At 47.3% G+C, this 25,448-nt stretch carries 19 protein-coding genes, 3 tRNA genes, 1 pseudogene and 1 CRISPR repeat array; of the genes and pseudogenes, 11 read left to right on the forward strand and 12 right to left on the reverse strand.

Features of this window, described 5'->3' with window-relative positions; genetic code table 11:
• Positions 1–2: 2 nt before the first annotated feature.
• Both cas1 and cas2 read left to right on the forward strand, forming a co-directional pair.
• Positions 3–986 (forward strand): CRISPR-associated endonuclease Cas1, encoded by a 984-nt coding sequence (cas1, locus tag AC5M9B_RS08375; protein ID WP_154885508.1) that lies wholly within the window; start codon positions 3–5, stop codon positions 984–986.
• Complete coding sequence (cas2, locus tag AC5M9B_RS08380; protein WP_070441326.1) at positions 983–1,306, forward strand: CRISPR-associated endonuclease Cas2; 324 nt, start codon at positions 983–985, stop codon at positions 1,304–1,306. The genes cas1 and cas2 overlap by 4 nt, the downstream gene beginning before the upstream one ends.
• An 86-nt stretch (positions 1,307–1,392) precedes the next feature.
• Positions 1,393–4,062: direct repeats of the CRISPR family, unit length 36 nt; unit sequence GTCTTAATCCCCTAGTGATGGGGCTTTGTTTTTAAT.
• A gap of 66 nt (positions 4,063–4,128) precedes the next feature.
• Here cas2 and cas6 read toward each other — a convergent pair.
• From cas6 to cas10, 6 genes are all read right to left on the reverse strand, one after another.
• Positions 4,129–5,094: a CRISPR system precrRNA processing endoribonuclease RAMP protein Cas6 gene (gene cas6, locus AC5M9B_RS08385; protein WP_154885506.1), complete on the reverse strand. Its 966-nt coding sequence runs from the start codon at positions 5,092–5,094 to the stop codon at positions 4,129–4,131.
• Positions 5,095–5,225: 131 nt separating this feature from the next.
• Positions 5,226–6,887 (reverse strand): type III-A CRISPR-associated RAMP protein Csm5, encoded by a 1,662-nt coding sequence (locus AC5M9B_RS08390; RefSeq protein ID WP_487648505.1) that lies wholly within the window; start codon positions 6,885–6,887, stop codon positions 5,226–5,228.
• A gap of 58 nt (positions 6,888–6,945) precedes the next feature.
• Entirely contained in the window at positions 6,946–7,884 is a 939-nt protein-coding gene (gene csm4, locus AC5M9B_RS08395) for a type III-A CRISPR-associated RAMP protein Csm4 (RefSeq protein WP_487648506.1), read from the reverse strand.
• Between the two features lie 3 nt (positions 7,885–7,887).
• Positions 7,888–8,598: a type III-A CRISPR-associated RAMP protein Csm3 gene (csm3, locus tag AC5M9B_RS08400; RefSeq protein WP_487648507.1), complete on the reverse strand. Its 711-nt coding sequence runs from the start codon at positions 8,596–8,598 to the stop codon at positions 7,888–7,890.
• A 12-nt stretch (positions 8,599–8,610) separates the two neighbouring features.
• Positions 8,611–9,024 carry a type III-A CRISPR-associated protein Csm2 gene (gene csm2, locus AC5M9B_RS08405; protein WP_487648508.1) on the reverse strand — a complete coding sequence of 138 codons (414 nt, stop codon included), beginning with the start codon at positions 9,022–9,024 and terminating at the stop codon, positions 8,611–8,613.
• Between the two features lie 2 nt (positions 9,025–9,026).
• Entirely contained in the window at positions 9,027–11,558 is a 2,532-nt protein-coding gene (gene cas10, locus AC5M9B_RS08410) for a type III-A CRISPR-associated protein Cas10/Csm1 (RefSeq protein ID WP_487648509.1), read from the reverse strand.
• Positions 11,559–11,919: 361 nt separating this feature from the next.
• On the opposite strand from cas10, the pseudogene AC5M9B_RS08415 reads away from it, so the two are divergent.
• Positions 11,920–12,141, forward strand: a pseudogene (locus AC5M9B_RS08415) (GTP-binding protein); the annotation flags it as partial.
• A gap of 143 nt (positions 12,142–12,284) precedes the next feature.
• Here AC5M9B_RS08415 and AC5M9B_RS08420 read toward each other — a convergent pair.
• From AC5M9B_RS08420 to AC5M9B_RS08430, 3 genes are all read right to left on the reverse strand, one after another.
• Positions 12,285–12,375: transfer RNA gene (locus AC5M9B_RS08420), tRNA-Ser, on the reverse strand.
• Between the two features lie 95 nt (positions 12,376–12,470).
• Positions 12,471–12,557, reverse strand: a tRNA-Leu gene (locus AC5M9B_RS08425).
• Positions 12,558–12,598: 41 nt separating this feature from the next.
• Positions 12,599–12,685, reverse strand: a tRNA-Leu gene (locus AC5M9B_RS08430).
• 93 nt (positions 12,686–12,778) lie between these two features.
• Here AC5M9B_RS08430 and rnr point away from each other — a divergent pair.
• Positions 12,779–15,274, forward strand: coding sequence for a ribonuclease R (gene rnr, locus AC5M9B_RS08435; protein WP_141752043.1), 2,496 nt, complete (start codon positions 12,779–12,781; stop codon positions 15,272–15,274).
• Positions 15,275–15,401: 127 nt separating this feature from the next.
• Here rnr and AC5M9B_RS08440 read toward each other — a convergent pair whose 3' ends face one another.
• A complete protein-coding gene (locus AC5M9B_RS08440) occupies positions 15,402–15,962 on the reverse strand; it encodes a molybdenum cofactor guanylyltransferase (RefSeq protein ID WP_070655840.1) in 561 nt (186 codons plus the stop codon).
• A gap of 242 nt (positions 15,963–16,204) precedes the next feature.
• Here AC5M9B_RS08440 and AC5M9B_RS08445 point away from each other — a divergent pair, with 242 nt between their 5' ends.
• The 5 genes from AC5M9B_RS08445 to AC5M9B_RS08465 all read left to right on the forward strand — a co-directional run bounded on the left by AC5M9B_RS08445 (position 16,205) and on the right by AC5M9B_RS08465 (position 22,106).
• Positions 16,205–18,010: a histidine kinase gene (locus tag AC5M9B_RS08445; protein WP_487648510.1), complete on the forward strand. Its 1,806-nt coding sequence runs from the start codon at positions 16,205–16,207 to the stop codon at positions 18,008–18,010.
• Complete coding sequence (locus AC5M9B_RS08450; protein WP_049227873.1) at positions 18,007–18,663, forward strand: response regulator; 657 nt, start codon at positions 18,007–18,009, stop codon at positions 18,661–18,663. The genes AC5M9B_RS08445 and AC5M9B_RS08450 overlap by 4 nt, the downstream gene beginning before the upstream one ends.
• 272 nt (positions 18,664–18,935) lie before the next feature.
• Positions 18,936–20,738: a protein-disulfide reductase DsbD gene (gene dsbD, locus AC5M9B_RS08455; RefSeq protein WP_487648511.1), complete on the forward strand. Its 1,803-nt coding sequence runs from the start codon at positions 18,936–18,938 to the stop codon at positions 20,736–20,738.
• A 102-nt stretch (positions 20,739–20,840) separates the two neighbouring features.
• Complete coding sequence (ung, locus tag AC5M9B_RS08460) at positions 20,841–21,500, forward strand: uracil-DNA glycosylase (RefSeq protein WP_049227907.1); 660 nt, start codon at positions 20,841–20,843, stop codon at positions 21,498–21,500.
• Positions 21,501–21,608: 108 nt separating this feature from the next.
• A complete protein-coding gene (locus AC5M9B_RS08465; protein WP_070613449.1) occupies positions 21,609–22,106 on the forward strand; it encodes a YbhB/YbcL family Raf kinase inhibitor-like protein in 498 nt (165 codons plus the stop codon).
• A 220-nt stretch (positions 22,107–22,326) separates the two neighbouring features.
• Here AC5M9B_RS08465 and AC5M9B_RS08470 read toward each other — a convergent pair whose 3' ends face one another.
• Positions 22,327–22,542 carry a hypothetical protein gene (locus tag AC5M9B_RS08470; protein ID WP_285045761.1) on the reverse strand — a complete coding sequence of 72 codons (216 nt, stop codon included), beginning with the start codon at positions 22,540–22,542 and terminating at the stop codon, positions 22,327–22,329.
• Entirely contained in the window at positions 22,527–23,009 is a 483-nt protein-coding gene (locus tag AC5M9B_RS08475; protein ID WP_321178032.1) for a calcium-binding protein, read from the reverse strand. Before AC5M9B_RS08475 ends, AC5M9B_RS08470 begins: the two co-directional genes overlap by 16 nt.
• Positions 23,010–23,232: 223 nt before the next feature.
• Here AC5M9B_RS08475 and AC5M9B_RS08480 point away from each other — a divergent pair, with 223 nt between their 5' ends.
• Positions 23,233–24,369 (forward strand): S-(hydroxymethyl)glutathione dehydrogenase/class III alcohol dehydrogenase, encoded by a 1,137-nt coding sequence (locus AC5M9B_RS08480; RefSeq protein ID WP_487648512.1) that lies wholly within the window; start codon positions 23,233–23,235, stop codon positions 24,367–24,369.
• Between the two features lie 8 nt (positions 24,370–24,377).
• Entirely contained in the window at positions 24,378–25,205 is an 828-nt protein-coding gene (gene fghA / locus AC5M9B_RS08485) for an S-formylglutathione hydrolase (protein ID WP_487648513.1), read from the forward strand.
• Positions 25,206–25,448 lie beyond the last annotated feature (243 nt).

Consider the following 25,448-nt stretch of genomic DNA (forward strand, 5'->3'; position numbering starts at 1 on the left):
AAATGACTACCTTATTTATAGACAAACGCAACCTTCAACTTAAAGTTGACAGCGAAGCACTCATTTTTTACGACAGCAATACTGCTGAAAAGCTGGGGACAGTCCCTATCCGCTTGCTTGAAAGAATATGTATTCATGGAGATTTACAGCTGTCAGCTTCCGTATTGGGTAGATTAGGACAACACGGTATCGGCTTATTGGTATTAAACGGCCGAAAAAAAGAACCCGTATTGATGATGCCCAATTTGCAGGTCGATGCCAAACGCAGGGCGGCACAATTCGGCGCAACCACAGATCAAACATTTTGCCTCGCACAAGCAAAATATTGGATACACGGCAAAGTAAACAACCAGTTTTCCATAGTGCAACAAGCCGCCGAAAAAAATCCCCACCTGCATCCACATGCGGAAACCTTGCAAAACATACTGACAAATATTGCCGACTGCCCTGATTTAGACAGCCTTCGCGGCTATGAAGGGGCTGCTTCCGCACATTACTTTACCGCCTGGCAACACATCCTGCCCGCCTCACTTAACTTCAAAGGCAGAAACAGGAGACCTCCTCGAGATCCTTTCAATACAGTACTCTCACTCGGCTACACCCTACTCCATTTCGAAATTGTCCGCCGTATTTACCTGATCGGCTTAGATCCGTTTGTAGGATTCTTCCATACCATCGCCCATAGCCGAGAATCCCTAGCATCAGACCTGCTCGAACCACTGCGCCCCAAATACGACCAATGGGCAGCGGAATGTTTTCATCAAAAAATACTCCGTCCCGAAGACTTTACCCAAAAACAAGAAGCCTGCCTAATGGGCAAAGCGGCCCGAATCCGATTTTATAGTGAAATCGAGCACTTCCTACAATATATACAACCTGAACTTATCCAAGCATCACGTCGGCTACTGGCAGAGTTGTGCCATCACGGCAGACAAGATCCGGCTGATTTTGACTACACTGAAACACACTGGGGACAAATACAATGAAATGGCTAATCGCATACGACATCTGTTGTCCCAAACGCCTGCAAAAAATTTACCGCATCCTGTGCAACCACGCCCTCCCCCTGCAAAACAGCGTTTTCCTGCTCAAAGGCAACGAAGCCGATTACCAGGCCTGTTATCAAGACCTGATTCAACAAATACGCTCCAAAGAAGACAACTTACGGATATACGTCTTATCCGAACACACACCCATAATCCATTTTGGCAAACGCCCCCTGCCCGAAGGCATCGTCTGGAGCGGCATGGACTTACAAATAACACCCATACCGACAGCATCCGACATAACCAAAGACACAAAATAAAGCCCATCCATCGAATTTCGGACAGGCTGACAAAACTGTCATCTTCAAACTTTCAGACGGCCTCCAATCACACAAGGCCGTCTGAAACTTTCATCCCCTAGTGATGGGGCTTTGTTTTTATCAAACTATAAAGCCATTTTAAAAGGCTTTAATTTAGTCTTAATCCCCTAGTGATGGGGCTTTGTTTTTATCAGAAGCCAATTACTCTGAAGCAGGTGCTTTCCAGTCTTAATCCCCTAGTGATGGGGCTTTGTTTTTATCGGAGTATGAGGCTAAATACATCCCGAAAAGCGAACGTCTTAATCCCCTAGTGATGGGGCTTTGTTTTTATCCATATCGTCCCGCTCAATAAAATGATTCTGATGAGTCTTAATCCCCTAGTGATGGGGCTTTGTTTTTATCGTAAATGGACAAGAAGTACGAATTGTTGAAAGAGTCTTAATCCCCTAGTGATGGGGCTTTGTTTTTATCCGAACAAGGCGCAGCAAACGAAGTGCCGGGCGCAGTCTTAATCCCCTAGTGATGGGGCTTTGTTTTTATCATTTAAAATATTTTTGAAATAAGTATTGTCAAAAGGTCTTAATCCCCTAGTGATGGGGCTTTGTTTTTAATATACAGCCGTTACACTTCGTAAGAAGCAAGGTGTCTTAATCCCCTAGTGATGGGGCTTTGTTTTTAATCTACAAAAACGCAGGCATCTTGACCGCTGATGAGTCTTAATCCCCTAGTGATGGGGCTTTGTTTTTAATAAATGAAACGCCTGATTTCAAAAGAGGTGGGAAGTCTTAATCCCCTAGTGATGGGGCTTTGTTTTTAATATACAAAGAGAAAATAAAACAAAAATTTGTAGGTCTTAATCCCCTAGTGATGGGGCTTTGTTTTTAATGAGTGAATGAAATGAATAAACTGGAAGAAGTAAAGTCTTAATCCCCTAGTGATGGGGCTTTGTTTTTAATAAATCCCGCAGTCCATTACAAAATCTCTCTGTGTCTTAATCCCCTAGTGATGGGGCTTTGTTTTTAATTAAAGAACTTTATCAAATCAAAACTGACACTATGTCTTAATCCCCTAGTGATGGGGCTTTGTTTTTAATAATCCAAGCATACGTTAAGAAACTACTGAGCAGTCTTAATCCCCTAGTGATGGGGCTTTGTTTTTAATGTCTGATGCTGAAGTATTGGGCACAACTGCTGGGTCTTAATCCCCTAGTGATGGGGCTTTGTTTTTAATATATGAAGTGTTGCAATTGAACGAATTGCCATAGTCTTAATCCCCTAGTGATGGGGCTTTGTTTTTAATCGGTACTGACGCGGCCAAAGCGATCCTGAAAGAGTCTTAATCCCCTAGTGATGGGGCTTTGTTTTTAATTCTATGAGTCATGAACATGCATTGGCTCAATATGGTCTTAATCCCCTAGTGATGGGGCTTTGTTTTTAATTAGAACCAACAGTGAGAAAGGAACAAATACTATGTCTTAATCCCCTAGTGATGGGGCTTTGTTTTTAATGACAACGGAACAAGGATTTGGCAGTCGGTGCAGTCTTAATCCCCTAGTGATGGGGCTTTGTTTTTAATGCAAAGGATCCGCGGGTTTGCTGAAAGAATTTGGTCTTAATCCCCTAGTGATGGGGCTTTGTTTTTAATTTATGAAAGGACATACAATGGCTAAACAAACCGGTCTTAATCCCCTAGTGATGGGACTTTGTTTTTAATAGCAAAGCGAACGCTATATACGTCTGTATCGTCTTAATCCCCTAGTGATGGGGCTTTGTTTTTAATTAAAAGAACTTCAACACAAGCTAGATCTGATTCGTCTTAATCCCCTAGTGATGGGGCTTTGTTTTTAATCAATCTCGCCGTCATACACGGCATTAGATTGAGCGTCTTAATCCCCTAGTGATGGGGCTTTGTTTTTAATGCATTAGGCAGCAGATTATCGATAATTGCTTCGTCTTAATCCCCTAGTGATGGGGCTTTGTTTTTAATGGCGAACGAAAGGAAAGTGAAAAATGAATTGGAGTCTTAATCCCCTAGTGATGGGGCTTTGTTTTTAATATCCATCGAAACCAAACACAAAAGAAAGGATTTTGAGTCTTAATCCCCTAGTGATGGGGCTTTGTTTTTAATCAACACGGGCAGCGCGGTAATCGGCGAAGTAAACACGTCTTAATCCCCTAGTGATGGGGCTTTGTTTTTAATTAATTACCGTCCAGGCGATTAAAGAGACACTCGGTCTTAATCCCCTAGTGATGGGGCTTTGTTTTTAATGATGTATGCTTCCGTAAATGAGCCGAAAACTTGGAGTCTTAATCCCCTAGTGATGGGGCTTTGTTTTTAATTATGTAAAAGGTATAGATCGCTCCACCTAAAAAGTCTTAATCCCCTAGTGATGGGGCTTTGTTTTTAATCTAAGCGTACGACTAAACGATTACAGAATTTAGGGTCTTAATCCCCTAGTGATGGGGCTTTGTTTTTAATAAGGAAATGGTCATCAACAAGGAGGTGGAGAGGCGTCTTAATCCCCTAGTGATGGGGCTTTGTTTTTAATGTCGACTTGTACGATGGCAAGGGTGTAGAAGGGGTCTTAATCCCCTAGTGATGGGGCTTTGTTTTTAATGGCATCGCGGAACGGTTTAAAAATTGCCGAATTGGTCTTAATCCCCTAGTGATGGGGCTTTGTTTTTAATACCGAAGCACCGACAGACAATGTGCCGGAGTGGGTCTTAATCCCCTAGTGATGGGGCTTTGTTTTTAATCGCAGGTCTGCATTTCTCCTTTTAAAGTCAATAAGTTGAAAATGTGGTTTCCAATACTTTTAAGGTTTACAAAGTTAAACATGGATTAACCTCTTTTATCTTGTAACGTCCGTAGCCGAATACGGTTTCTTTGCCTATGTGCAGCCATTGTCCGATGTGGAGCAACTGACTGAATGGTAGCGGTAAGTCTTGAAATTGCCAAGTGCCTATGACTCCGCCTAAGTTGATTTGCTGTTGCTGGCGGTTTGAGTAGCGGCTCCAGTCCAGCCATTGCAGTTGATGGCTGCTTTTGATGTGTGCCGCGGCCTGCATCAGGCTTGTGTAGTCGGCTTCTAAGCTCTGCCAGTATAGGGTGGCGAGTGTGGATGTGCGCCTGACCAGTTGTTTGAGCAGGATTTCGGCGGTAAGGCGGTTGATGCCTAATACGCTGTTTTGCTGCTGCAGGCGCAAGGGGGTTTGGAAGGTGATTTCTATATCGGCGGGATAGGATGCAGGCAGGGTTATGTCGTCGGTGTGGGGTTGGATTTGATTATTGCGGTAAACGGATTGCCAACAGCCGCTGTTCTCTACGGCGATGTCTTCCAATGTGCCCGTCGTGTTGTTTTTTGTTATGCCGCGCTTGAAGGCTTGACCGAAGGCATAGGCAATGAGCGGAAGCTGTTGTCTGACCGGGCCGATCAATACGATATCGAATTGGTAAAGGCTGTCGGCGGGATGGTATCGGATGCCGTCTGAAAATGCTTCGATGATGTAGGGTTGCGGGGGGTTTTTGTGTTGGCTTTTATTTAGGAGGCTGCTGGACGGGGTGGCAAAAATCCGGCTGTACGGGCAGGTTTGCAGGAGGGAGCAGCCGCCGCATTCTTTTTGCCGTGTCATGCAGGCGGCTTTGCGTAGGGCGTGTCCGAATACGCCGCGCAGGGTGGAGCCTGCGTAGGGCGGTAGGCATAGGTTTTCGTTTAGGCGGAAGCTGAAGCGGTAGCGCGCGATGGGGAGTTCGGCGGGTAAATTGAGTGGGTTTGCTGGGTTCATCATGAAACGGGAAGCTAGCGGTTGTTGTGCTTTTTATCAGGTATTGATTGGGTATCAATCAAGGTTGTTAAGGCAGGCGGCAAAGGCGGGAGGTTTTTCGAGCGGGCGGCTGATGAAGCGGCCGCCCGCCGGATTTATTCTCCGCGCAATGGACGCAATAGTTCTTTGATTTTTTTCTCGCGTTTTCCTGCGAACAAACCGGGTTGTTGCTTGCTGATTTTGCCCCATGAGAAGGCTTCAGCGATGCGTTTTCGGGCTTCGGTATCAAAGTCTTGCGCTGCCTGTTGCAGGGCCTGGCTGAAGTCTTGGAACAGTTCGTTGCTGGCTTCCTGATTACGGCTGTCGAATGTGAATTCGGTCAGTTTTTGCTGCCATTGGGCAATCAGCCGCTCTTCGGGGGACATGGAGGCGAGCGCGGCGGCCTGCTCTGCGGCTTGGCGTTGCCTTTCGGCTTCGGCGGCTTGTTTTTCCTGCTCGATGCGCTGCTGCTCTTGCTCTTGCACATGCTTGCGTTCTGCCGCCTGTTTGCGTCGTTGTGTCAATTCGGCGGCAATGGCGGCGGTATCGATCAGATGTTTGCCGTTATGTGCGCACCATTGTTTTAATGCGGGGTTGTCGCTTTGCGGGTCGATTTCAATCAGTACCCAACCGAAAGGCAGCAGGCCGTGGGTTTCTTTGTCGGATTGGGCAGCAAGCCATATGGTTTTGGTTTGTTTTTCGTATTTTGCCTTCTGTCCTTTGCCCTGCATGATTTTTATTTGGGCAAACCTACTGATCGTTTTGCTTTCGGCTCCGCCGTTTTTACCTAAACGCATCAGCATGATTGCACCTTGCTCAAGCTGGGGCTTTAGGTCGTCAATGAGTTGGCGGGTCTGTTGCAACCATTCGGGGTTTACGAGGCTGCGTTCTTCCAAAATTTGGTTTTCTTTGTGCCACCGTGGCAAATGGTAGGTGTTGACGTTGATGGCCAACTGTTTTAAGTCTATGGGCTGTAAACCGGCATTGGGTAGTTTTCGTTCCCGGTCTTTGATATAAGGTTGGTGTTCCAACGCTAGATGCTGTATGGCACAGGTCGTCTGAAAACGTCGGTATTGTGCATGCTGGATGGTTTCGCGGCGGCCGGTAACTCCTTTGCCAGCCTGAGTTTTTCCGTTTCGTACAACGGCTTGTTTTTTATGGTTGACGGCATATTGTATCTGTGTGGATACGGTTTCAGACGACATGAAGTCTGCTGTTTTGAAAAGACGCATGATGTCGCCGGCAAAACTGCCGAGCTTTTCATTTTCGTATTTGGTTGCACTACGGCTGTTCGGCACTTCTGCTTTCGTGGGTTGGCCGGAAAGCGCATTCAATAAGGCGGTACGTACGCTTCCTTTAAACGCGCTGCCGGGAATATAGGGCTGATGGGTAAGCGGATTAACGGCCGTGCATTCGATGGTCAGCTGGTTATGGACTTTTTTGCCGCGACCTTCCTGCTGTACTGTTTCACCAAGTTTGTCGTTATATTCTTTCTCTAAAGTGCGGCTGACACCTATGGTTTTATAGGCGTAATCTTTAAAGGTTTCTGCATGTTTTTTGAAGTATTTTTGTATTTCAATGAAACTGCCCCGCTGCGCTACGTTCATCAGTTCGTCGTATTGCGCTTCGCTCAATATGGCTTGTGCGGGATCAAAAACATACAAGATGCCGTCTGAAATGACATATTCGGTTGGCTGATAGTCTTCACCCGTACCCAAATGTAGCGGCGACAAAGGGGTAAGGTAGAGATGATGTCGTTGTAAGAATGGTGCTGCCATGTTCTCTTCCGTTTCTATTTTTCAGACGACCTGTCGTTTTATTCAGGCCGTCTGAATATTATGGGTTGTTAGCTGCAGGTTGAAACCGTAATACCGGGGCATAGCCTTGATGTACCGCCTGCGGCTGACTGGACGAAATGCCGCCGATGCCTTGTCCGATAAAGTTTGCATCGCGTGCTGCTCTGCTAAATACGGCTCCGGTCTGTGCCATTAAAATCGGTTTTTTAAACGGGCTGCCTGCGGTAGCTTGAATATTGCCGTGCCGACCGAAGCGGGTTTGGATATTGTAAAAACTGTTTTCCGCGTCAAAGCCTTGGTTTTGCGGGCAGCAAGGTGCTAATGTCCACACGGCTTCGCCGCCGGATTGCCACTCAAATAAATCTGTGGTTTCCCATGCGCTGATGCTAAATTTACCCAAACCTGCGCTGGCATCACGTCCGTAACCGCTGTAACCGATGTTTTGTATGACTTGTCGTAAATCTTCTGCTTTCAGACGACCTTCATCCAATAATAGGTAAATTTCCCATAAGTTGTCTGCCGCGTACCAGATTTGCTCGCTTTCGAAAGGGGCAAATTGACCGCCTGCACCTGTTGTATGGGTTTGGCGGTTAATGCTGTTGTGTGGTTGGGAGTGTTCGCTTTGCAGATTTGGCGCAATATCGCTGTTGCTTTTCGCCTGTTGCTGCCAGGTTTCGCAAGGCGTTTTGAGCGCAGATAAGGGCAGCCATCGGCGTTTTTTCAGCTTTTTACGGTCTGTTTCGCTACCTTCCTTCCAATAATAAGAGGGCAAAGTCGGCAACGGCAAATAACCTGCGGGAAAGGCATCGGAGACAATTAGAAACGGCTGGTGCGCGGTGTAGCCCTGAAGGCATTCCGCTAACACGGCCTCGCCGAATTGTTCGACAATGCCCCAGCAGATTTGCCCGAATAAGGTATCACCTACCAATGGCGTACCGAATGCGGTTTCGGGGCATAGTGTTAATTTGAATGCCTGCATGATCTAGTTTCCAAAAGGTTGGATTTGTGCAAAATGCTCGCTGATGTCATTACCGTTGCGGGTAAGTTTACTGAATTTGACTTTGCCGTAGCCGCGCGAACCCGAACCGCCTAAGCTGTCCCATTCTAAAAGTTTCAACCCTTGCAATAAGGTATCCATCAATTCGGTACCATCGTTATCAAATTCTTTGATACTCAGTTTGAATTTAAATTCGGCTCCAGCCGGTACGCGCTCTGTTTGGCGCGGGTGTTCGGCTGTACCCGAAATACGGTTGATGCGGTTTTCGCTTTTTACTTCGGTAAACGGCAAATTATCATTGCGTAAATGTTCGGCATATTCAGGACAAAGGTTGCAATCCCAGAATGAAACACGGGTATGGCCGATTTCTTTTTGGAAACTTTCGTCCTGCGTATCGCCGCTTACGCCAAATAATTGCAGAATGTGTTTCACGGCTTGTTTTTGACTGCCTTGCGAAGACTCGTATTCTTTTTTACTTAAAGGTGCTTCCTGTACCGAACCACTTTTCCATTCGAGCAAACTGCGGATTTTGCCTTTCAGGCTGCTGCCGGGGATATAAGGTTCTCCGCCAATCGGATGTTTCATCACTGTATTGTCAATGCCGCCGATATGGATTTCTCCGTCGCCTGCACCGATATGCAGACCGGTCTCTAAAACAAGCGTGGCTTCTAAAATGTGGATTTGTTTTAATTGCATGGTGGCTCTCCCTTATTTCTGTTCCTTGGCTTTGCGGAAACCTAAAACGGCTTCGAAAAACAATTTGGCGTGTTTTAAAGTTTCCGGACTTTTGATTTCGCTGATGATTTTGTTAAACACTTCGACAAAGTTTTGATCCACATGGCCGCGCCCTTGTGAATAAGCAACCTTGGCTTTCAGCATATGGATAAATGGTGCGGCTTGGCGGTAAGCTGCACTCCGATCAGTTGCATGGAAAACCTTATCGTGCCACATCACCAGTTCATCATAAAATTTACGAAGCTGGGTAGATTTGTTGGTATCTGCCACCCTACCGCGTTCATTTGTGAGAGGGCTGATACAAAGCGCCACGTCGTAAGCTACTTTTGAAAAAATATCCTCTGCCAGGCTATCCAGCTTAATTAGCTTAATTAGTTCCTGATTCATCTCTATCTCGCTCTTAATAAATAAAAATGGTTAAACAAGGGAATACGGTATTTGCTGCCTAATTTTTCAATGCCGTTTTGATAAAAAGCTTCAGTAAGCCGGTTATACGCGTTTTGCTTGGCTTCTTTACCAATGATGTTTTTCTGCATATTCACATAACGACGCGTGCGGTAGGCAAAGCGGCTACGCCACATACCTGCTTCAATGTTGCCGTTTCGTTCCTGCTCTGCTGCCCGACAAAACTCCAACATGGCGTAAATATAGCCGGTACTTAAGCCGTAATCCGCTTTCAAACTGTTTATCTGCTCTTGTGCAGCCATAATATCGTTCCAGCCAGACCAAGCTAGGGTTTCACCATATACGGATATGGCATTTTTGCTGTGATTGGCACTTTGATAGGCTTTTGCCTGCTCCAAAGCTTCTTCGGCATAAGCAGACAATTTGCTTAAAGGTAGACCTGGATTGCTGACAGCAATGCCTGCACTGAAAGTTATACCTTTGTTTTCGGCTACATAAAGTTGAAATTTTTCCCGCATATCTGCTCCCAGTTTTTGTGTTTGCAGCCATGGTCCGATAAGGAAAAAATCATCACCTCCGGCAAAAACCGTATAAATATTTGGATATTCTTGAGCACAATAAGCAGGCAACCACAAACTGAAGAAATGGTTCATCTGTCGAGACAATGCTGCCATTTTGGCGAAGGTCGGTTCTTTTAAACCTTGTTGGAATATAGTGCCTAAATTGTCCACATCGCCTTTAAGGGTAGCAATGGCAATTTTGCCTATAAAATTCTGACCGTCTTCACTGTACCGCTCTTCGCAAGCCAAATGATTGAAGGTTTTTGGATTTTCTAATTTAATTTCAGATACATCATCAGCATCTTCCAGACTGCCATATTTACCCTCCAGACATTTATCGCTTTCGTTAAAATGCGGCACATAAGCATTGATATAGCGGCGTGCATAACCGTGCCATATAGGCTGATCAATTTTAGGTAAACTGAAATCCCAACAACGCAGCAGCCTACCCGATTGCGCTTCTTCTCCAAATTTTCCACTCAGTTGCTCCTCTTCAGTAAATGCAATGTGGAATCCAAAAATAGGTAACTTCAATTTACGGGTATACTCATCATCACGAATACTGTCTGCTTTGTTGAACACCATTAAACGGTCATGTCTGGTAAGCAAACTGCCTAGGGTGATTTGGTCATCTGACAAGTCCGCCAATGCGATGTCATCTTTTATTCGATTAGCAGGCAAGTTCTGATTGTATTGGCACTCTTTATAAGCTGAATAATCCGCCTGCAAAGTACATGGCGCATTATCTGTCAGGGAGAAACGTTGCAGTTTTGCTTGTTCCAATACGGCAAATGACTTTTTTACCAATGTGGCAAAACGTTTTTTATCAACAAAGTCATTACAAGAAGCTTCTTGAGAAGCCAGGCCTAAACCAACTTGTCCGTAAGTATGCTGTAAAAACCAATCGTTGATTTCACTACGAACTTTTTCCAGAGCGCGTTTTACGTCATCTGTATTGGGTGCGACAATCATAAATTTACCAGCTGCATTCAACACTTGTGAAATTGGAGGCAATTCACAAGCTTCTAAAATTTTTAAGGCAGCAAGTTCAGCAAACAACGATACTTGAAACGAGCGTCCGCGCAATAATTTAGCGGCACGTTTGTTAGTTTGACTACCAGAAGCAAAAATAAAATTCTGAATCCCGAAAAAATCACCTTGAATAAGTAGTATTTTTTGCTCTTCCCAATCGCTGCGATCCCTTAATTGCTCTGCATCAGAGGTGCCTGTTTTACCATGTACCTCATGCCAGCGCCAAAGTGCCGCTGCTAAAGCCGCTGTGGTTTTGCTATGGTCATAAATCGATACTTCCGGCTTCTTACCGAAACCAGTTACTGATGGAACAGCTTGAGTATAGTTTTGCCAAAGTGTATCAAAATGATCTAGCCACAAATGCCAATTTTTACGATGAGATTGAGGAATTTTGGTAAGGCCACTTTGAATAAAATCCTGCCACAGTTTACGGTACTCATCTTCTACGGATTCATTTTTGACAGGCTCAAATTCCAAACGCTTTATTGGAAAAATATTTTTGGCAGATAAAGGCTTAAGCGGATAACACCATTGTAATTGGTTAGTATTATCTACTGCTAAGCCTTGATTATGAATATCGATTTGTTCGAATAGGGTCAGTAAATGGTTTGGGTAATGTTTTTCACCAGTTTGCCATTGCTCTCTTTCTTTGCTGACTTGGTTACAATCTTCAAACTTTTCACACTCAAAACCTGAAGCAACACAATCTGCAGTAGCAATAATCCACTGTAAGAATGTTTCCGGTTTATAAATAACGGCAGAAGTATTTAGTAAAAATTCGGCTGTATCCTTACCACTTCCACCATCTGAAAACGGATTATCGCCTTTTATTAAATCAGGTACATCCAGTTTTGCCTGCTCGGCAAACTTCCCCAAATCATGCAGATAAGCAGCGAATGCTACTTTAGCTGTTGAATCTCTCATGAATCCTCCGTTTGTATCCAATTTTCACGCTTAACATAAATATAACAAAAACAACAAAAAGCAAACACAAAAACAAATTTGTTTTATGCTTGTAGTAATTGGCAATTTAATCATCATATCTATTAATATGATTTATTAATATGATTTTTTGTTATTATTTCCCGCAATAAAAATATATATATGTTTTTATTGATTATTTTCAAAAAAACGTATGTAGATATTAGAGACTAAAGCTAATTAGACCTAAAAATCACACTAAAGCCTCTGGAAGTTTTAGCTGCTATTTTGGTTCTTCAAAGCAAACAAAACTAACATTTCTTTAAGAATAAGTAAAAAGCTCTACGATTAATCTCGTTGCTTATTGACCAACTTCTTCAACGACCTGCCCAAATTCACAGAAAGCCTCGTCCGCGCCAAAGGCGTGTTCCAAGTGCTCGGTACATGGGTGTGGCTCAACTGGGTGGATGGACAATGGGGCGCAAACCAAGTCTCATGGTGGCGCGACTCGCGCTTCGAGCTGATTGCCAAATCGTTTGATGCGGATTTGATTGAGAAGAAACTGCAAGAGGCTTTGGAGAAATAGAATATGAAAAATAACCGTATTGTATGCACTATCTAATTCATATCGAAAAATTTTGAGGCTATTTTGTCCGAAAAAATCAGAATGGTCTCAAATTCTCTAGTCTTAGATACAAAAAACACCGCTTACAGCGGTGTTTTGATAATTGGCAGAGAGGAAGGGATTCGAACCCTCGATACGCTATTCACGTATACACGCTTTCCAGGCGTGCGACTTAAACCACTCATCCACCTCTCTGTGGAAGTAAACATATTTTATTGCCTGATATTGTATCTTAATCAGACAAATAAATCTATTCAATAAAAAATCCGGAATAAGCCGGATAATTGATTTGGTGCCCAGGAGAAGACTCGAACTTCCACACCCGTGAGGATACTAGCACCTGAAGCTAGCGCGTCTACCAATTCCGCCACCTGGGCAATTAAGATGGAAATAAACAAAGCGGCGCGACCAAAAGCTTTGGTGCCCAGGAGAAGACTCGAACTTCCACGCCCGTGAGGACACTAGCACCTGAAGCTAGCGCGTCTACCAATTCCGCCACCTGGGCTTTGCTTTATTTCCTATTTTGCGTTACAGTGATTGACTATTTCGCAAAGAAGCGGTCATTATATATTTTAGAAAAAGAATGTCAACCAATAAAATGAACAAAAATATTAAATCTTTAAATTTACGAGAAAAAGACCCGTTTTTGAAACGGGAAAAACAACGTTACGAACATCCGCTGCCAAGCAGGGAGTGGATCATTGAATTATTGGAACAAAAAGGCGTGCCGTCGAAAATCGAAGTCTTGGCACGCGAATTGTCGATTACGGAAGAAGAGTACGAATTCTTCGAACGTCGTCTGAAAGCGATGGCGCGGGACGGTCAGGTTTTAATCAACCGTCGCGGTGCGGTTTGCGCAGCGGACAAATTGGATTTGGTCAAATGCCGTGTCGAGGCGCACAAAGACGGCTTCGGTTTCGCCGTACCGCTCACGCCCACCAAAGACGGCGATTTTGTTTTATATGAACGCCAAATGCGCGGCATCATGCACGGCGACATTGTTACCGTCCGCCCTGCCGGCATCGACCGCAGAGGCCGCCGCGAAGGTACGGTTTTGGATATTGTCGAACGCGCGCAAAGCAAAGTGGTCGGCCGTTTCTATATGGATCGAGGCGTGGCGATTTTGGAAGCGGAAGACAAACGCCTGAACCAAAGCATTGTTTTGGAACCTGACAGCGTCGCACATTTCAAACCCGAATCCGGTCAGGTCATCGTCGGCGAAATCGAGACTTATCCCGAGCAAAACCGCCCTGCCGTGGCGAAAATCATTGAAGTATTGGGCGATTATGCCGACAGCGGTATGGAAATCGAAATTGCTGTGCGCAAACACCATTTGCCGCACCAATTCAGCGAGGCGTGTACCAAAGCCGCGAAAAAAATCCCCGACCATGTTCGCAAAAGCGATTTGAAAGGTCGCGTCGATTTGCGCGATTTGCCTTTGGTAACGATAGACGGCGAAACGGCGCGCGATTTTGACGATGCCGTGTTTGCCGAAAAAATCGGGCGCAATTACCGTTTGGTCGTGGCGATTGCCGATGTCAGCCATTATGTCCGCCCCGATGACGCTATCGACACGGACGCGCAGGAACGCAGCACCAGCGTTTACTTCCCGCGCCGCGTGATTCCCATGCTGCCGGAAAACCTGTCCAACGGCATCTGCTCGCTCAATCCCGATGTCGAGCGTTTGTGCATGGTGTGCGATATGGTCATCACTTACGCGGGCAATATTAAAGAATACCGCTTCTACCCTGCGGTTATGCGTTCGCACGCCCGTCTGACTTACAACCAAGTCTGGGATTGGATTTCAGACGACCTCGACCATCCGCACAAAGCCCAAATCGACACCCTCTACAAACTCTTCAAAATCCTTCAGAAAAAACGCTTCGAACGCGGCGCGGTGGAGTTTGAAAGCGTCGAAACCCAAATGCTTTTCGACGACAACGGCAAGATCGAAAAAATCGTGCCCGTTGTCCGCAACGATGCACATAAGCTGATTGAAGAATGTATGTTGGCGGCGAACGTCTGCGCGGCAGAGTTCCTGATGAAGAACAAGCACACCGCCCTCTTCCGCAACCATTTAGGCCCGACACCCGAAAAACTCGCTACCCTGCGCGAGCAGCTCGGCTTATTGGGTTTGCAACTGGGCGGCGGCGACAACCCGACGCCGAAAGACTATGCCGCACTTGCCGAACAATTCAAAGGCAGACCCGATGCCGAATTGCTGCAAGTCATGATGCTGCGCTCCATGCAGCAGGCAGTTTACGAACCGCATTGCGACGGACACTTCGGCCTTGCCTACGAAGCATACGCCCACTTTACCTCCCCCATCCGCCGCTATCCCGACCTGACCGTCCACCGCGCCATCAAAGCCGTGTTGAACCAACAAACCTACACACCAAACAAAAGCTGGCAGGCTTTGGGCGTACATACCTCGTTTTGCGAACGCCGCGCCGACGATGCCAGCCGCGACGTGGAAAACTGGCTGAAAACCTATTACATGCGCGATAAAGTCGGCGAAATATTCGAAGGCAAAATCTCCGGCATGACCAACTTCGGCCTCTTCGTTACACTGGACGACATCCACATCGACGGCTTGGTACACATCAGCGATTTGGGCGAAGATTATTTCAACTTCCGTCCCGAAATCATGGCAATAGAGGGCGAACGCAGCGGCATCCGTTTCAACATGGGCGACAAAGTCAGCGTCCGAGTGGCGCGCGCCGATTTGGACACCAGCAAAATCGACCTGACCTTGATCAGCGGCGGCACCAGCGGCAAAAAACGCCGCACTAAAACCACCGCCTCAACCGGCTCGAAAACCAAGCGCAAACTGACGGCGAAAGAAATCGACGATGCGATGAAAACACCTGTAAAACAGGAAAAACCCGCCGCCAAACGCCGCAGCAAAGCCCAGCCTGCCAACGCGCCGGCAACTTCGTCTGAAAACGGCAAAAAGAAAACCGCCAAAGCCAAACCGGTAGCGGAAAAAGCCAAACGCAAAGACAAAAAACCAAGCAAAAGCGTGAAAATTAAGGTGAAAACCCCGGATACCGCGCCAACCAAGCGCAAAGGCAAAAGCAAGGCTAACGGCTGATATTGCAACCCTAAGCCTCCTTCAATCACAAAAGGTCGTCTGAAATTTTCAGACGACCTTTTGTGTAACGACATTACTTTTGCAATAAATAAATGTCAGTAGTTTGGATATGTTTAATTTTTCCGACTCAGGCATTGTTTGATTTTCCGTAGCGGATAAAACAATCATCATGGTCAAATTGTAAGATACGGGCACGCTGTTGCTGCAACCACCCTCTCACTGTTCTTAATCCTGAACTCAGATAAGGTACGGCACTTTGTAAAATTTGCGGACGGATGAACATCACGTTGTAATGCGGCGTTACAGGTGTTTCGATATAAAAGGCGTTGCACAAAGGCGTTTTTTTAGAAACCATCCGAAATCTTTCTACCAAATCATCAGGTAAATCAGGCATATCGCACGGTACAACCAAAAGCCAGTCGGCAGAGGCAATCTGCAAATCATTGGCAGCGGTACATAATGCAGCCAATCCACCCAAATACCGCCATTGCCTTGCATCCGGCAACAGGTGCGGGCTTCTAAGGGCATAACTTTCCAAATTACGGTTGGCACTGATGGCGATATGGTCAACCTGCGGTTTAATCCTATCAATAACGCAATCAATCAGCGTCTTACCCTGCCAGGGACAGAGGCCTTTATCTACGCCGTCTGACTGTCCTCCTGACAATATCAACGCAAATATTTTCATATTTATCCTTTGTGAAGCGGTTTGGTTGCCCGATGTCGTCTGAAAGGTTTCATTCGCTCAAATGGGCTTATGATAAAATTCATATAATTTGAATTTTATCATAACATGATTTTACATTGAAACAGTGTCATCTCTATCTCTATTTGATGACAATCATTTCATAGGTCTGATTGCCTCCAATCCGAATGAATGATATGTTTACACCGTAACCGACCTCAAACTTTAAACGGCATATACCGTCTATGTCCTTCACATTCCGTTTTTTAAACCACCTGAGCCTGTCTTCGCGCTTGAAGCTGCTGACCGTATTATGGGTTAGCTCTGCCCTTTTGTCCGTCATCTTGACTTTGGTGCTCTCTTGGAGGCTGCAAAACGCCGCTACTGTCATCGAAGACGCAGGGAATTTGAGAACACAGGTTTACCGCCTTGCCTATATGGTCGGCGAACATGCCCCAAGGGCGCAGATTAACAACCAAATTCGCGAATTCGAACAAAATCTCAACCGTATCAGCCAGAGCAATGCCATTCACCCGCTGATGCCCTCAGAAACACCGCCGGCTTACGACCTGATACAGTCCGCACTGATTGAAGACTGGAAATCAAATATACAGCCCGTCTTGCGCCGTTACGAGCGTCCCGACCAAATCAAGCTCTACCGTTTTGCAGCCAATATCGAACTGTTTTTACAGGCGATGGAACATGCCAATGAGAAAAACACCCTATGGTTGCGCCGCTTTCAAATGATTATGATGGGGATGATCTTTGCGGCGGCAGGACTGATGATTATCTGGCACTATGCATGGATTATCCGCCCTCTGGAAACATTGAGGGACGGTGTAAAAACCATCAGTCAAGGCAGGTTCGGCGTTCAAATCGACACTGACCAGATAAGCGAGTTCGCCCAAGTCAACAAAGGCTTCAACCAAATGAGCAGCCGGCTGAAAACACTTTATACCGATTTGGAAGGACAAGTGGCACGGCAAACTCAAGATTTGGCGCGCCAAAACCGCGACCTGACCCTGCTCTATCAAACCACCCGCGATTTGCATCAAACTTTCACTCCCCAACAGGCAGCGGAAGAATTCCTCAAACGAACCCTGCCCGCCGTCTCCGCAGAAGCGGGCAGCATCCGCCTTTGGGATAACGAACGCAAACGCACAGATATAGTGGCATCCATCGGACTGCCTGATGATTCGGATGATGAGCCGGATACTGCCTCGGATAAATCAGATAAAACGGAATTCAAACACGCCGTTTTCCCCATCAGTTATCAGGAGGAAGAGTTGGGCGTTTTAAACCTGTATTTTTCAGACGACCTTAAACCTGATCACAACGACAACGAGCTACTGCACACATTGAGCGGACAATTAGGCGTTTCCATCGTCAACAGCCGCCTCGAGCAAGAGCGCCGCCTGCTTGCCGTTTTACAGGAACGCAACCTGATTGCCCAAGGACTGCACGACAGCATCGCACAAGCATTGACTTTCCTGAACCTGCAGGTTCAAATGCTGGAAACTGCGTTTTATGCCGACCAAAAAGAACAAGCCGAGGAAAACATCCGCTTTATCAAAGACGGCGTACAGGAATGCTATGAGGACGTACGCGAACTTCTGCTAAACTTCCGTACCAAAATCAGTAACAAAGATTTCCCCGAAGCCGTTTCCACCCTGCTCGCCCGGTTCGAAAGACAAACCAAAATCAACGTGAGCGCCAAGTGGCGCGACGAAGGAGCAGCGTTAAACGACGACGAACAATTGCAGATTATCTTCATCCTTCAGGAGAGCCTGTCCAACATCCGCAAACACTCTCTCGCCCATAACGTTACCGTCAGCATTGATAACCGTCAGGACTTCACGCTGATCATCCGTGACGACGGTGTAGGCTTCGATCCCGCCCATCTGGACGCGCTTTCCGGCGAACATGTCGGCATGGGCATTATGCGGGAACGTGCCCAACGAATCCGTGCCGAACTGGAAGTCAGCTCCAAACCCGACGAAGGTACTACCGTTACCCTAACCCTACCCAAACAGAATAGAACATTCTCATGACCATCAAAATTATCCTCATCGACGACCACACACTCTTCCGCAGCGGCATCAAAGCCCTACTCTCACGTCAAAACGACTTCGAAGTCATCGGCGAAGCCGCCGACGGCTTGTCCGGCGTCAAAATGGCGGAACAGCTCAAACCCGACGTCGTCTTACTCGACCTTGATATGCCCGTCATGAACGGACGCGAAGCACTGGCACAAATCTTGGGCGTCAACCCGAACCAAACCGTCATCATGCTGACCGTTTCCGAAGACAGCGACGATTTGACCGAATGTATGCGCATCGGCGCTCGCGGCTTTTTGCTGAAAAACATCAACGCCGACTTCCTGCTCGACAGCATCCGCAAAGCCGTGGACGGCGACAACGTCTTCTCCCCCGAAATGACCACACGCCTCGTCCAATCCCTGATTTCTCCGTCCGCACCGCGCACCGACCAGGCACTCGCCACCCTCACCCCGCGCGAACTCGAAATCCTAGGCTACCTCGCTGCCGGACACAGCAACAAAGTCATCGCCCGCCATTTGGACTTGGCAGAATCTACCGTCAAAGTCCACGTCCAAAACCTGCTGCGAAAACTGGACCTCAGCAGCCGCGTCCAAGCCGCTGTTTACGCTGTTCAGCACAAAGTCCCGCAGCCTGAAATCAATTAAACAGTTCAGGATACCAGTGCGAAGCGGTAAAACATGAAAGGTCGTCTGAAAATAGTTTGGACAGAATTGACACTATCCGTTTTCAGACGACCTTTCCCGTTCAAATCGGCTATGAAAAAGAGACAATCCGACGGGCATCATCTATCAAGCAGCCCGATAATCCCCCCCCTCGTCGCGATAAAAACCATCGCAACTTTTAATATAAATTAAGGTCTATAAACGACTGCTGCGTTTATAATGCGCCTGTTCAACCCTTCCACTGAGAAGACGCCATGAAAAAACTCCTTTACTTCTTTACCGCCTTTTTTGCCCTGTGTTCCAGCGCGTTTGCTGTGAACGCGGATGATTTGCTGCCGCCTGAAAAAGCGTTCGTGCCGCAAGTGAACGTTACCGACAAAGGCATCAACGTCGAATTCAAAATCGCCGACGGCTACTATATGTACCAATCGAAAATCGTCGCCGCCACCGCGCCTGAAGGCGTATTGGCCGAACCGGTTTTCAGCAAAGGCGAACTCAAAGAAGATGAGTTTTTCGGCAAACAAACCGTATTCCACTGCGCTGCGCAGGTCAACTGGCCTTACAAAAAAGCCGCGCCGACCTACAAGCTGACGCTGACTTATCAAGGTTGTGCCGAAGCCGGCGTATGTTACCCGCCCGTGGACACGTCTTTTGAGATTAAAGGCAACGGCCTGTACAAGACGCAAAGCGACGAACCCATATCCGCCAAAGACCGCTTCCTACAACCGGATTCCGCCAAACCAGCCGCCGCCGCGCCTAAAGCCCCGCAAAACGACGACGGCAGCCGCTTCAAATTATCTTGGGAAACATTAAACGCCAACCTGTTGGCGTTTTTTCTCGCAGGACTAGGCTTGAGTTTTACCGCCTGTATGTACCCGCTTTTGCCGATTGTTTCCAGTATCGTCGTCGGCGATAAAAATGCCGGCAAAAAGCGCGCTTTCGCCCTATCTATGGTCTATGTACAAGGTTTGGCACTGACCTACACACTGGTCGGCGTCATCGCAGGACTGACAGGCGCGCTCCTGACCGTATGGCTGCAACAGGCATGGGTCGTTCTCGCCGCCGCAGGCCTGATGGTCGTCCTCGCGCTGTCTATGTTCGGACTCTTCAACATCCAACTGCCCAACGCCGTCCAATCTTATTTCCAAAACCAAAGCAGCAAACTCTCCGGCGGCAAAATCGCCTCCGTATTCGTCATGGGCATACTCTCCGCGCTAATCGTCGGTCCCTGCGTCGCCCCGCCGCTGGCGTTTGCCTTAGGCTATATCGGACAAACCGGCGATGCCGTCTTAGGCGGACTGGCGCTGTATACCTTGGCACTCGGCACCGGCGTTCCGCTGATCCTCATCGGCACATTCGGCGGCCACGTCCTGCCGAAAGCAGGTGACTGGATGAACGGCATCAAATACGCCTTCGGCTTCATCCTGCTTGCCGTTGCCGTTTACCTTGCCACGCCGCACCTGCCCTACTACCTCGTTGTTGCGCTTTACTCCCTGCTGATGATCGTCCCTGCCATCATGTTGCTGATCAAATCGGGCAAACAAAAAGGTCGTCTGAAAACCACAGCTTCCGTTTTAGGCTTCCTTCTGCTCATCGGCGGCGCATGGTTCGGATGGCAAAGCGCAAACAAACAAACCACCGCCCTGCACCACTTCCTGACACTCGCCCCCCCGTCCGAAGCAGGCAAAACCACCGACCACGGCAAAATATTCACCGACGTCGCCGAACTCAAAGCCGCTATGGATGCCGCATTGAAAGCCAACCCCGACAAACCCGTCGTTTTGGATTTCTACGCCGACTGGTGTATTGCCTGCAAAGAAATGGCAAGCTACACGCTCAACCAGCCGCAAGTGCATGAAGCCGTCGATATGGAACGCTTCTTCCAAATCGACGTAACCGCCAACACGCCCGACCATCAGGCAATGCTGAAAGAATACGGCCTCTACGGCCCGCCGGGCATATTCGTCATCCACGCAGACGGCCGCCGCAGCGACCCCTTGCTTGGTTTCGCCAAACCGGACGAATTTATCAACTGGTACAAACAAAACGAAAAATAAAGACGAAAGGTCGTCTGAAAACCTGAAACAGGGTTTTCAGACGACCTTTTTGCAAACAACCGCACTATAATGCCTACTGTCCCCTTTCACAAAGGCAGCCTGATGCAAACTTGGCACGAAGCAATCGGCTCGGAAAAGTCCGAACCCTATTTCCAACACATCATCGAAACCGTCAAAAAAGAGCGCGGCATGGGGCGGATTATCTACCCGCCTGCCGAGGATGTGTTCAACGCCTTTAGAGCAACCGAATTCGGTAACGTCAAAGTCGTGATTTTGGGGCAAGACCCGTATCACGGCGCAGGGCAGGCGCACGGGCTGGCGTTTTCCGTCCGCGAAGGCATCGCCGTCCCGCCCTCGTTGGTCAATATTTACAAAGAGTTGGCGGACGACATCGAAGGCTTCCGTATCCCGCAACACGGCTATCTGCAACATTGGGCGGAACAGGGCGTTTTACTGCTCAATACCGTCCTGACCGTCCGCGCAGGGCAGGCGCATTCCCATGCCACTTTGGGCTGGGAACGCTTTACCGACGAAGTCGTCAACCAAATCAACCAAAACCGCGAACACGTCGTTTTCATGCTTTGGGGCAGTCACGCGCAGAAAAAAGGCGCGTTTATTGACCGCAGCAGCCATCTCGTCCTCAGCGCGCCGCATCCCTCGCCGCTGTCTGCCTATCGCGGCTTCTTCGGCTGCAAACACTTTTCCCGCGCCAATGCCTATTTGCAGGAAAACGGGATAACGCCGATAGACTGGCAGGTATAAAAATAGGTCGTCTGAAAACGGCAGTCCAGCAAACCGGACAATCCACCCACCGTCTGAACAAGCCTTCCTTTTCAGACGACCCCTTTCCCAACCCCACAGGAGAACACTATGCAGGTAACGACTTCAGCCATTGTCAATGGCGAATTTGAGGACAAATACGGCAAGCGCGGCAGCCAGTTCAGCCCGAACAACATGCCGACTTACTCCATCCCTTTTGAAATCAGCGGCGCGCCCGAAGGTACGCAATCTTTCGCGGTCGTTTTGGAAGACAAAGATGCCATCACCGCCAGCGGATTTGTGTGGACACACTGGCTGATTTCCGACCTCAAGCGCACCTCCGTCGCCGAAAACGAAAGCCTGACCGCCACCGACTACACGCAAGGCGCAAACAGTTGGGCAAGCCTGTTGGGCAAATTGGACATCGAAGAAGCCACAGGCTACGGCGGCATGTATCCTCCCAACTGCCGCCACCGCTACGAACTCATCGTTTATGCACTCGACACCGTATTAAACCTACCGCGCGGCTTCCGCTTCAACGACCTGCACTTTGCCATGCAGGGACATATCTTAGACAGCGCAAGCGTGATGGGAACGTATGACGTATAAACCCTAAGCAATTTGAAACCTTTGCTAGATTTTTCAGAAAACCCAATCTTAGAAACAGAAACGTCGTCTGAAACCTGTAACTAAGTTTTCAGACGACGTTTTTATTGAATCAGCTTAGAATGAACTGACGATTTGTTTCAAAAAATGTTTGTTTTAAATCTTTGCGTTGGAGTTTAAAAAGCAGATTCGTTTCAAACTGTAGGTTCTTTTTAGCAAGTCTTTAGCCGATGATATTGGATGCGTTCAACCAGACAAAATCGAATTTGGCAAATATGGTGCTGCTGCTTGAACCTGCCTCACGATAAGCAAGAGTATGCTGCTCTGTATCGAAGATGAGATAAGGACGGTCTTTTTGGAGAATGACCTCAGGGTCTTTTTCAACGAACATCTTTGACCAGCTTAAATTGGCGTTGCTGCCAGTCAGCAATGAATGCATACCGGATAGGTCGAGTTTGTCCGTCGCAGGGTTAAGTCGAGCAAACGATCTATGCTGCCTTCACGAATATCTGATGCGGTAAAAGCGACGGTGTCTTTGCCTTCACCTGTGATGATGGTGTCGCTGCCCGAGCCGCCTGCAATATAGTCATCACCGACTCCACCGTTGAGATGGTCACTTCCATTGCCACCTGACAGGGTGTCGTTACCGCCTATGCCGTACAGGAAATCATTGCCGTCTTCACCGCTCAAACGATTATCCCCTTTGTTGCCCGTCAAGATATTTTCATTATGGTTGCCAATGCCGAAGATGTTGTTGCTGCCTGTCGAAGTCAGGTTTTCAACATTTGCTGCGGCGGTATAGGAAACGCTACTGTAAATGGTATCGGTACCTTCTGCCGATCGCTCGGTAACTGTGTCATTGACATTGTCCACATGATAGACATCATTTCCGTCTCCGCCGCTCATGCGGTCTACACCGGTGCCACCGTCTAAAGTATCGTTACCGGATCCACCATGAAATGATATTTGATAGCATTCTAATTAACTGCCGATTGCATGGTGGCTCCTCAGTCGATCATGCTACTGCCGGAACAGAATTACAAAAAACGCTTGCTTTAGACTGAAATCCAAAGTATAAACTGCTGGCTGTCATCTAGTCATTTTGTTAATGAGTTAAAGAGAAAAAATAATGGAAATTAAACAAACCAATTCAACCATCAAATCTCGTGCTGCGGTAGCATTCGCCCCAAATCAACCCTTACAAGTTGTAGAAATCGATGTAGAAATGCCCCGCAAAGGCGAGGTGTTAATCCGCAATACCCACACGGGGGTGTGCCATACTGATGCATTTACATTATCAGGAAGCGATCCTGAAGGCGTATTCCCTGCGGTGCTTGGACACGAAGGTGCGGGTGTGGTCGTTGCTGTGGGAGAAGGTGTGTCAAGCGTAAAACCGGGTGATCACGTCATTCCTCTTTACACCGCTGAATGTGGCGAATGTGAGTTTTGCCGTTCAGGTAAAACCAACTTATGCGTTGCGGTACGTGAGACGCAAGGTAAAGGCTTAATGCCGGATGGCACGACGCGTTTTTCTTATCAAGGTCAACCGATCTATCACTATATGGGCTGTTCGACTTTCAGTGAATATTCTGTTGTTGCGGAAGTTTCATTGGCGAAAATCAACCCAGAAGCCAACCACGAACAAGTATGTTTGCTCGGCTGTGGCGTTACCACAGGTATTGGCGCGGTACATAATACGGCAAAAGTGCAAGAAGGCGACTCTGTGGCGGTGTTTGGCTTGGGGGCGATTGGTTTGGCTGTGGTGCAAGGTGCGCGTCAAGCCAAAGCGAGTCGCATTATCGCCATTGATACCAATCCCGCAAAATTCGAGTTGGCAAAACACTTCGGTGCAACTGATTGTTTAAACCCGAACGATTACGATAAACCGATCAAAGACGTGTTGTTAGACATCAATAAATGGGGCATTGACCACACTTTTGAATGCATCGGCAACGTAAACGTAATGCGTCAGGCATTGGAAAGTGCACACCGTGGTTGGGGACAATCCATTATCATCGGCGTAGCAGGTGTAGGACAAGAAATTTCAACTCGTCCGTTCCAGTTGGTAACAGGTCGTGTTTGGAAAGGCTCGGCATTTGGTGGCGTGAAAGGCCGCTCTGAACTTCCGAAAATGGTGGAAGATTCAATGAAAGGCGACATCGAGTTAGAACCGTTTGTAACCCACACACTGACACTCGATCAAATCAATGAAGCCTTTGAGTTGATGCACGAAGGTAAATCGATCCGCGCTGTTATTCATTACTAAGGCTCGAGATGAAACTGATTGAACAACATCAAATTTTCGGCGGTTCGCAACAAGTTTGGGCACATCATGCCCAAACGCTGCAATGCGAAATGAAATTTGCAGTCTATTTGCCGGATAATCAGGAGAATCGACCACTTGGTGTGATTTATTGGCTTTCCGGCTTGACTTGTACTGAACAAAATTTTATTACCAAATCAGGCTTTCAGCGTTATGCGGCTGAACATCAAGTGATTGTGGTTGCCCCCGATACCAGCCCTCGCGGAGAGCAAGTGCCGAACGATGCTGCTTATGATTTAGGGCAAGGTGCAAGCTTTTATCTTAATGCGACCGAGCAGCCTTGGGCGACGAATTATCAAATGTATGATTATATTTTGAACGAGTTGCCCCGTCTGATTGAGGAAAATTTTCCTACCAACGGCAAATGTTCCATCATGGGACATTCAATGGGCGGACACGGTGCATTGGTATTGGCATTGCGAAACCGGGAACGTTATCAAAGTGTTTCTGCCTTTTCGCCTATTCTGTCGCCAAGTCTCGTGCCTTGGGGGGAGAAAGCCTTTTCTGCTTATTTGGGAAAAGATTGCGAAAAATGGCAGCAATATGATGCCGGCTCGCTCATTCAACAAGGCTATAAAGTGCAAGGTATGCGCATTGATCAGGGCTTAGAAGATGAGTTTTTGCCAACACAATTGCGTACCGAAGATTTTATTGAAACCTGTCGTGCGGCAAACCAGCCGATCGATGTGCGCTTCCATAAAGGCTACGATCATAGCTATTACTTCATCGCCAGTTTTATTGGTGAGCATATTGCGTATCATGCGGCATTTTTGAAGTAAGCCAAAGAAGTGATTCGTGAATCGATTAAACGTTGAAATGAACGTTAATTTTTCATGTTATAGTGGATTAAATTTAAATCAGGACAAGGCGACGAAGCCGCAGACAGTACAGATAGTACGGCAAGGCGAGGTAACGCCGTACTGGTTTAAAGTTAATCCACTATAATAGACCTCTTGCGAAAGTATCCTGAAGATTTACAATTCCCAAATGAAATACGAAAACCTAATCCAAAGAAGCGACAG

This window comes from Neisseria flava (genome assembly GCF_982712965.1).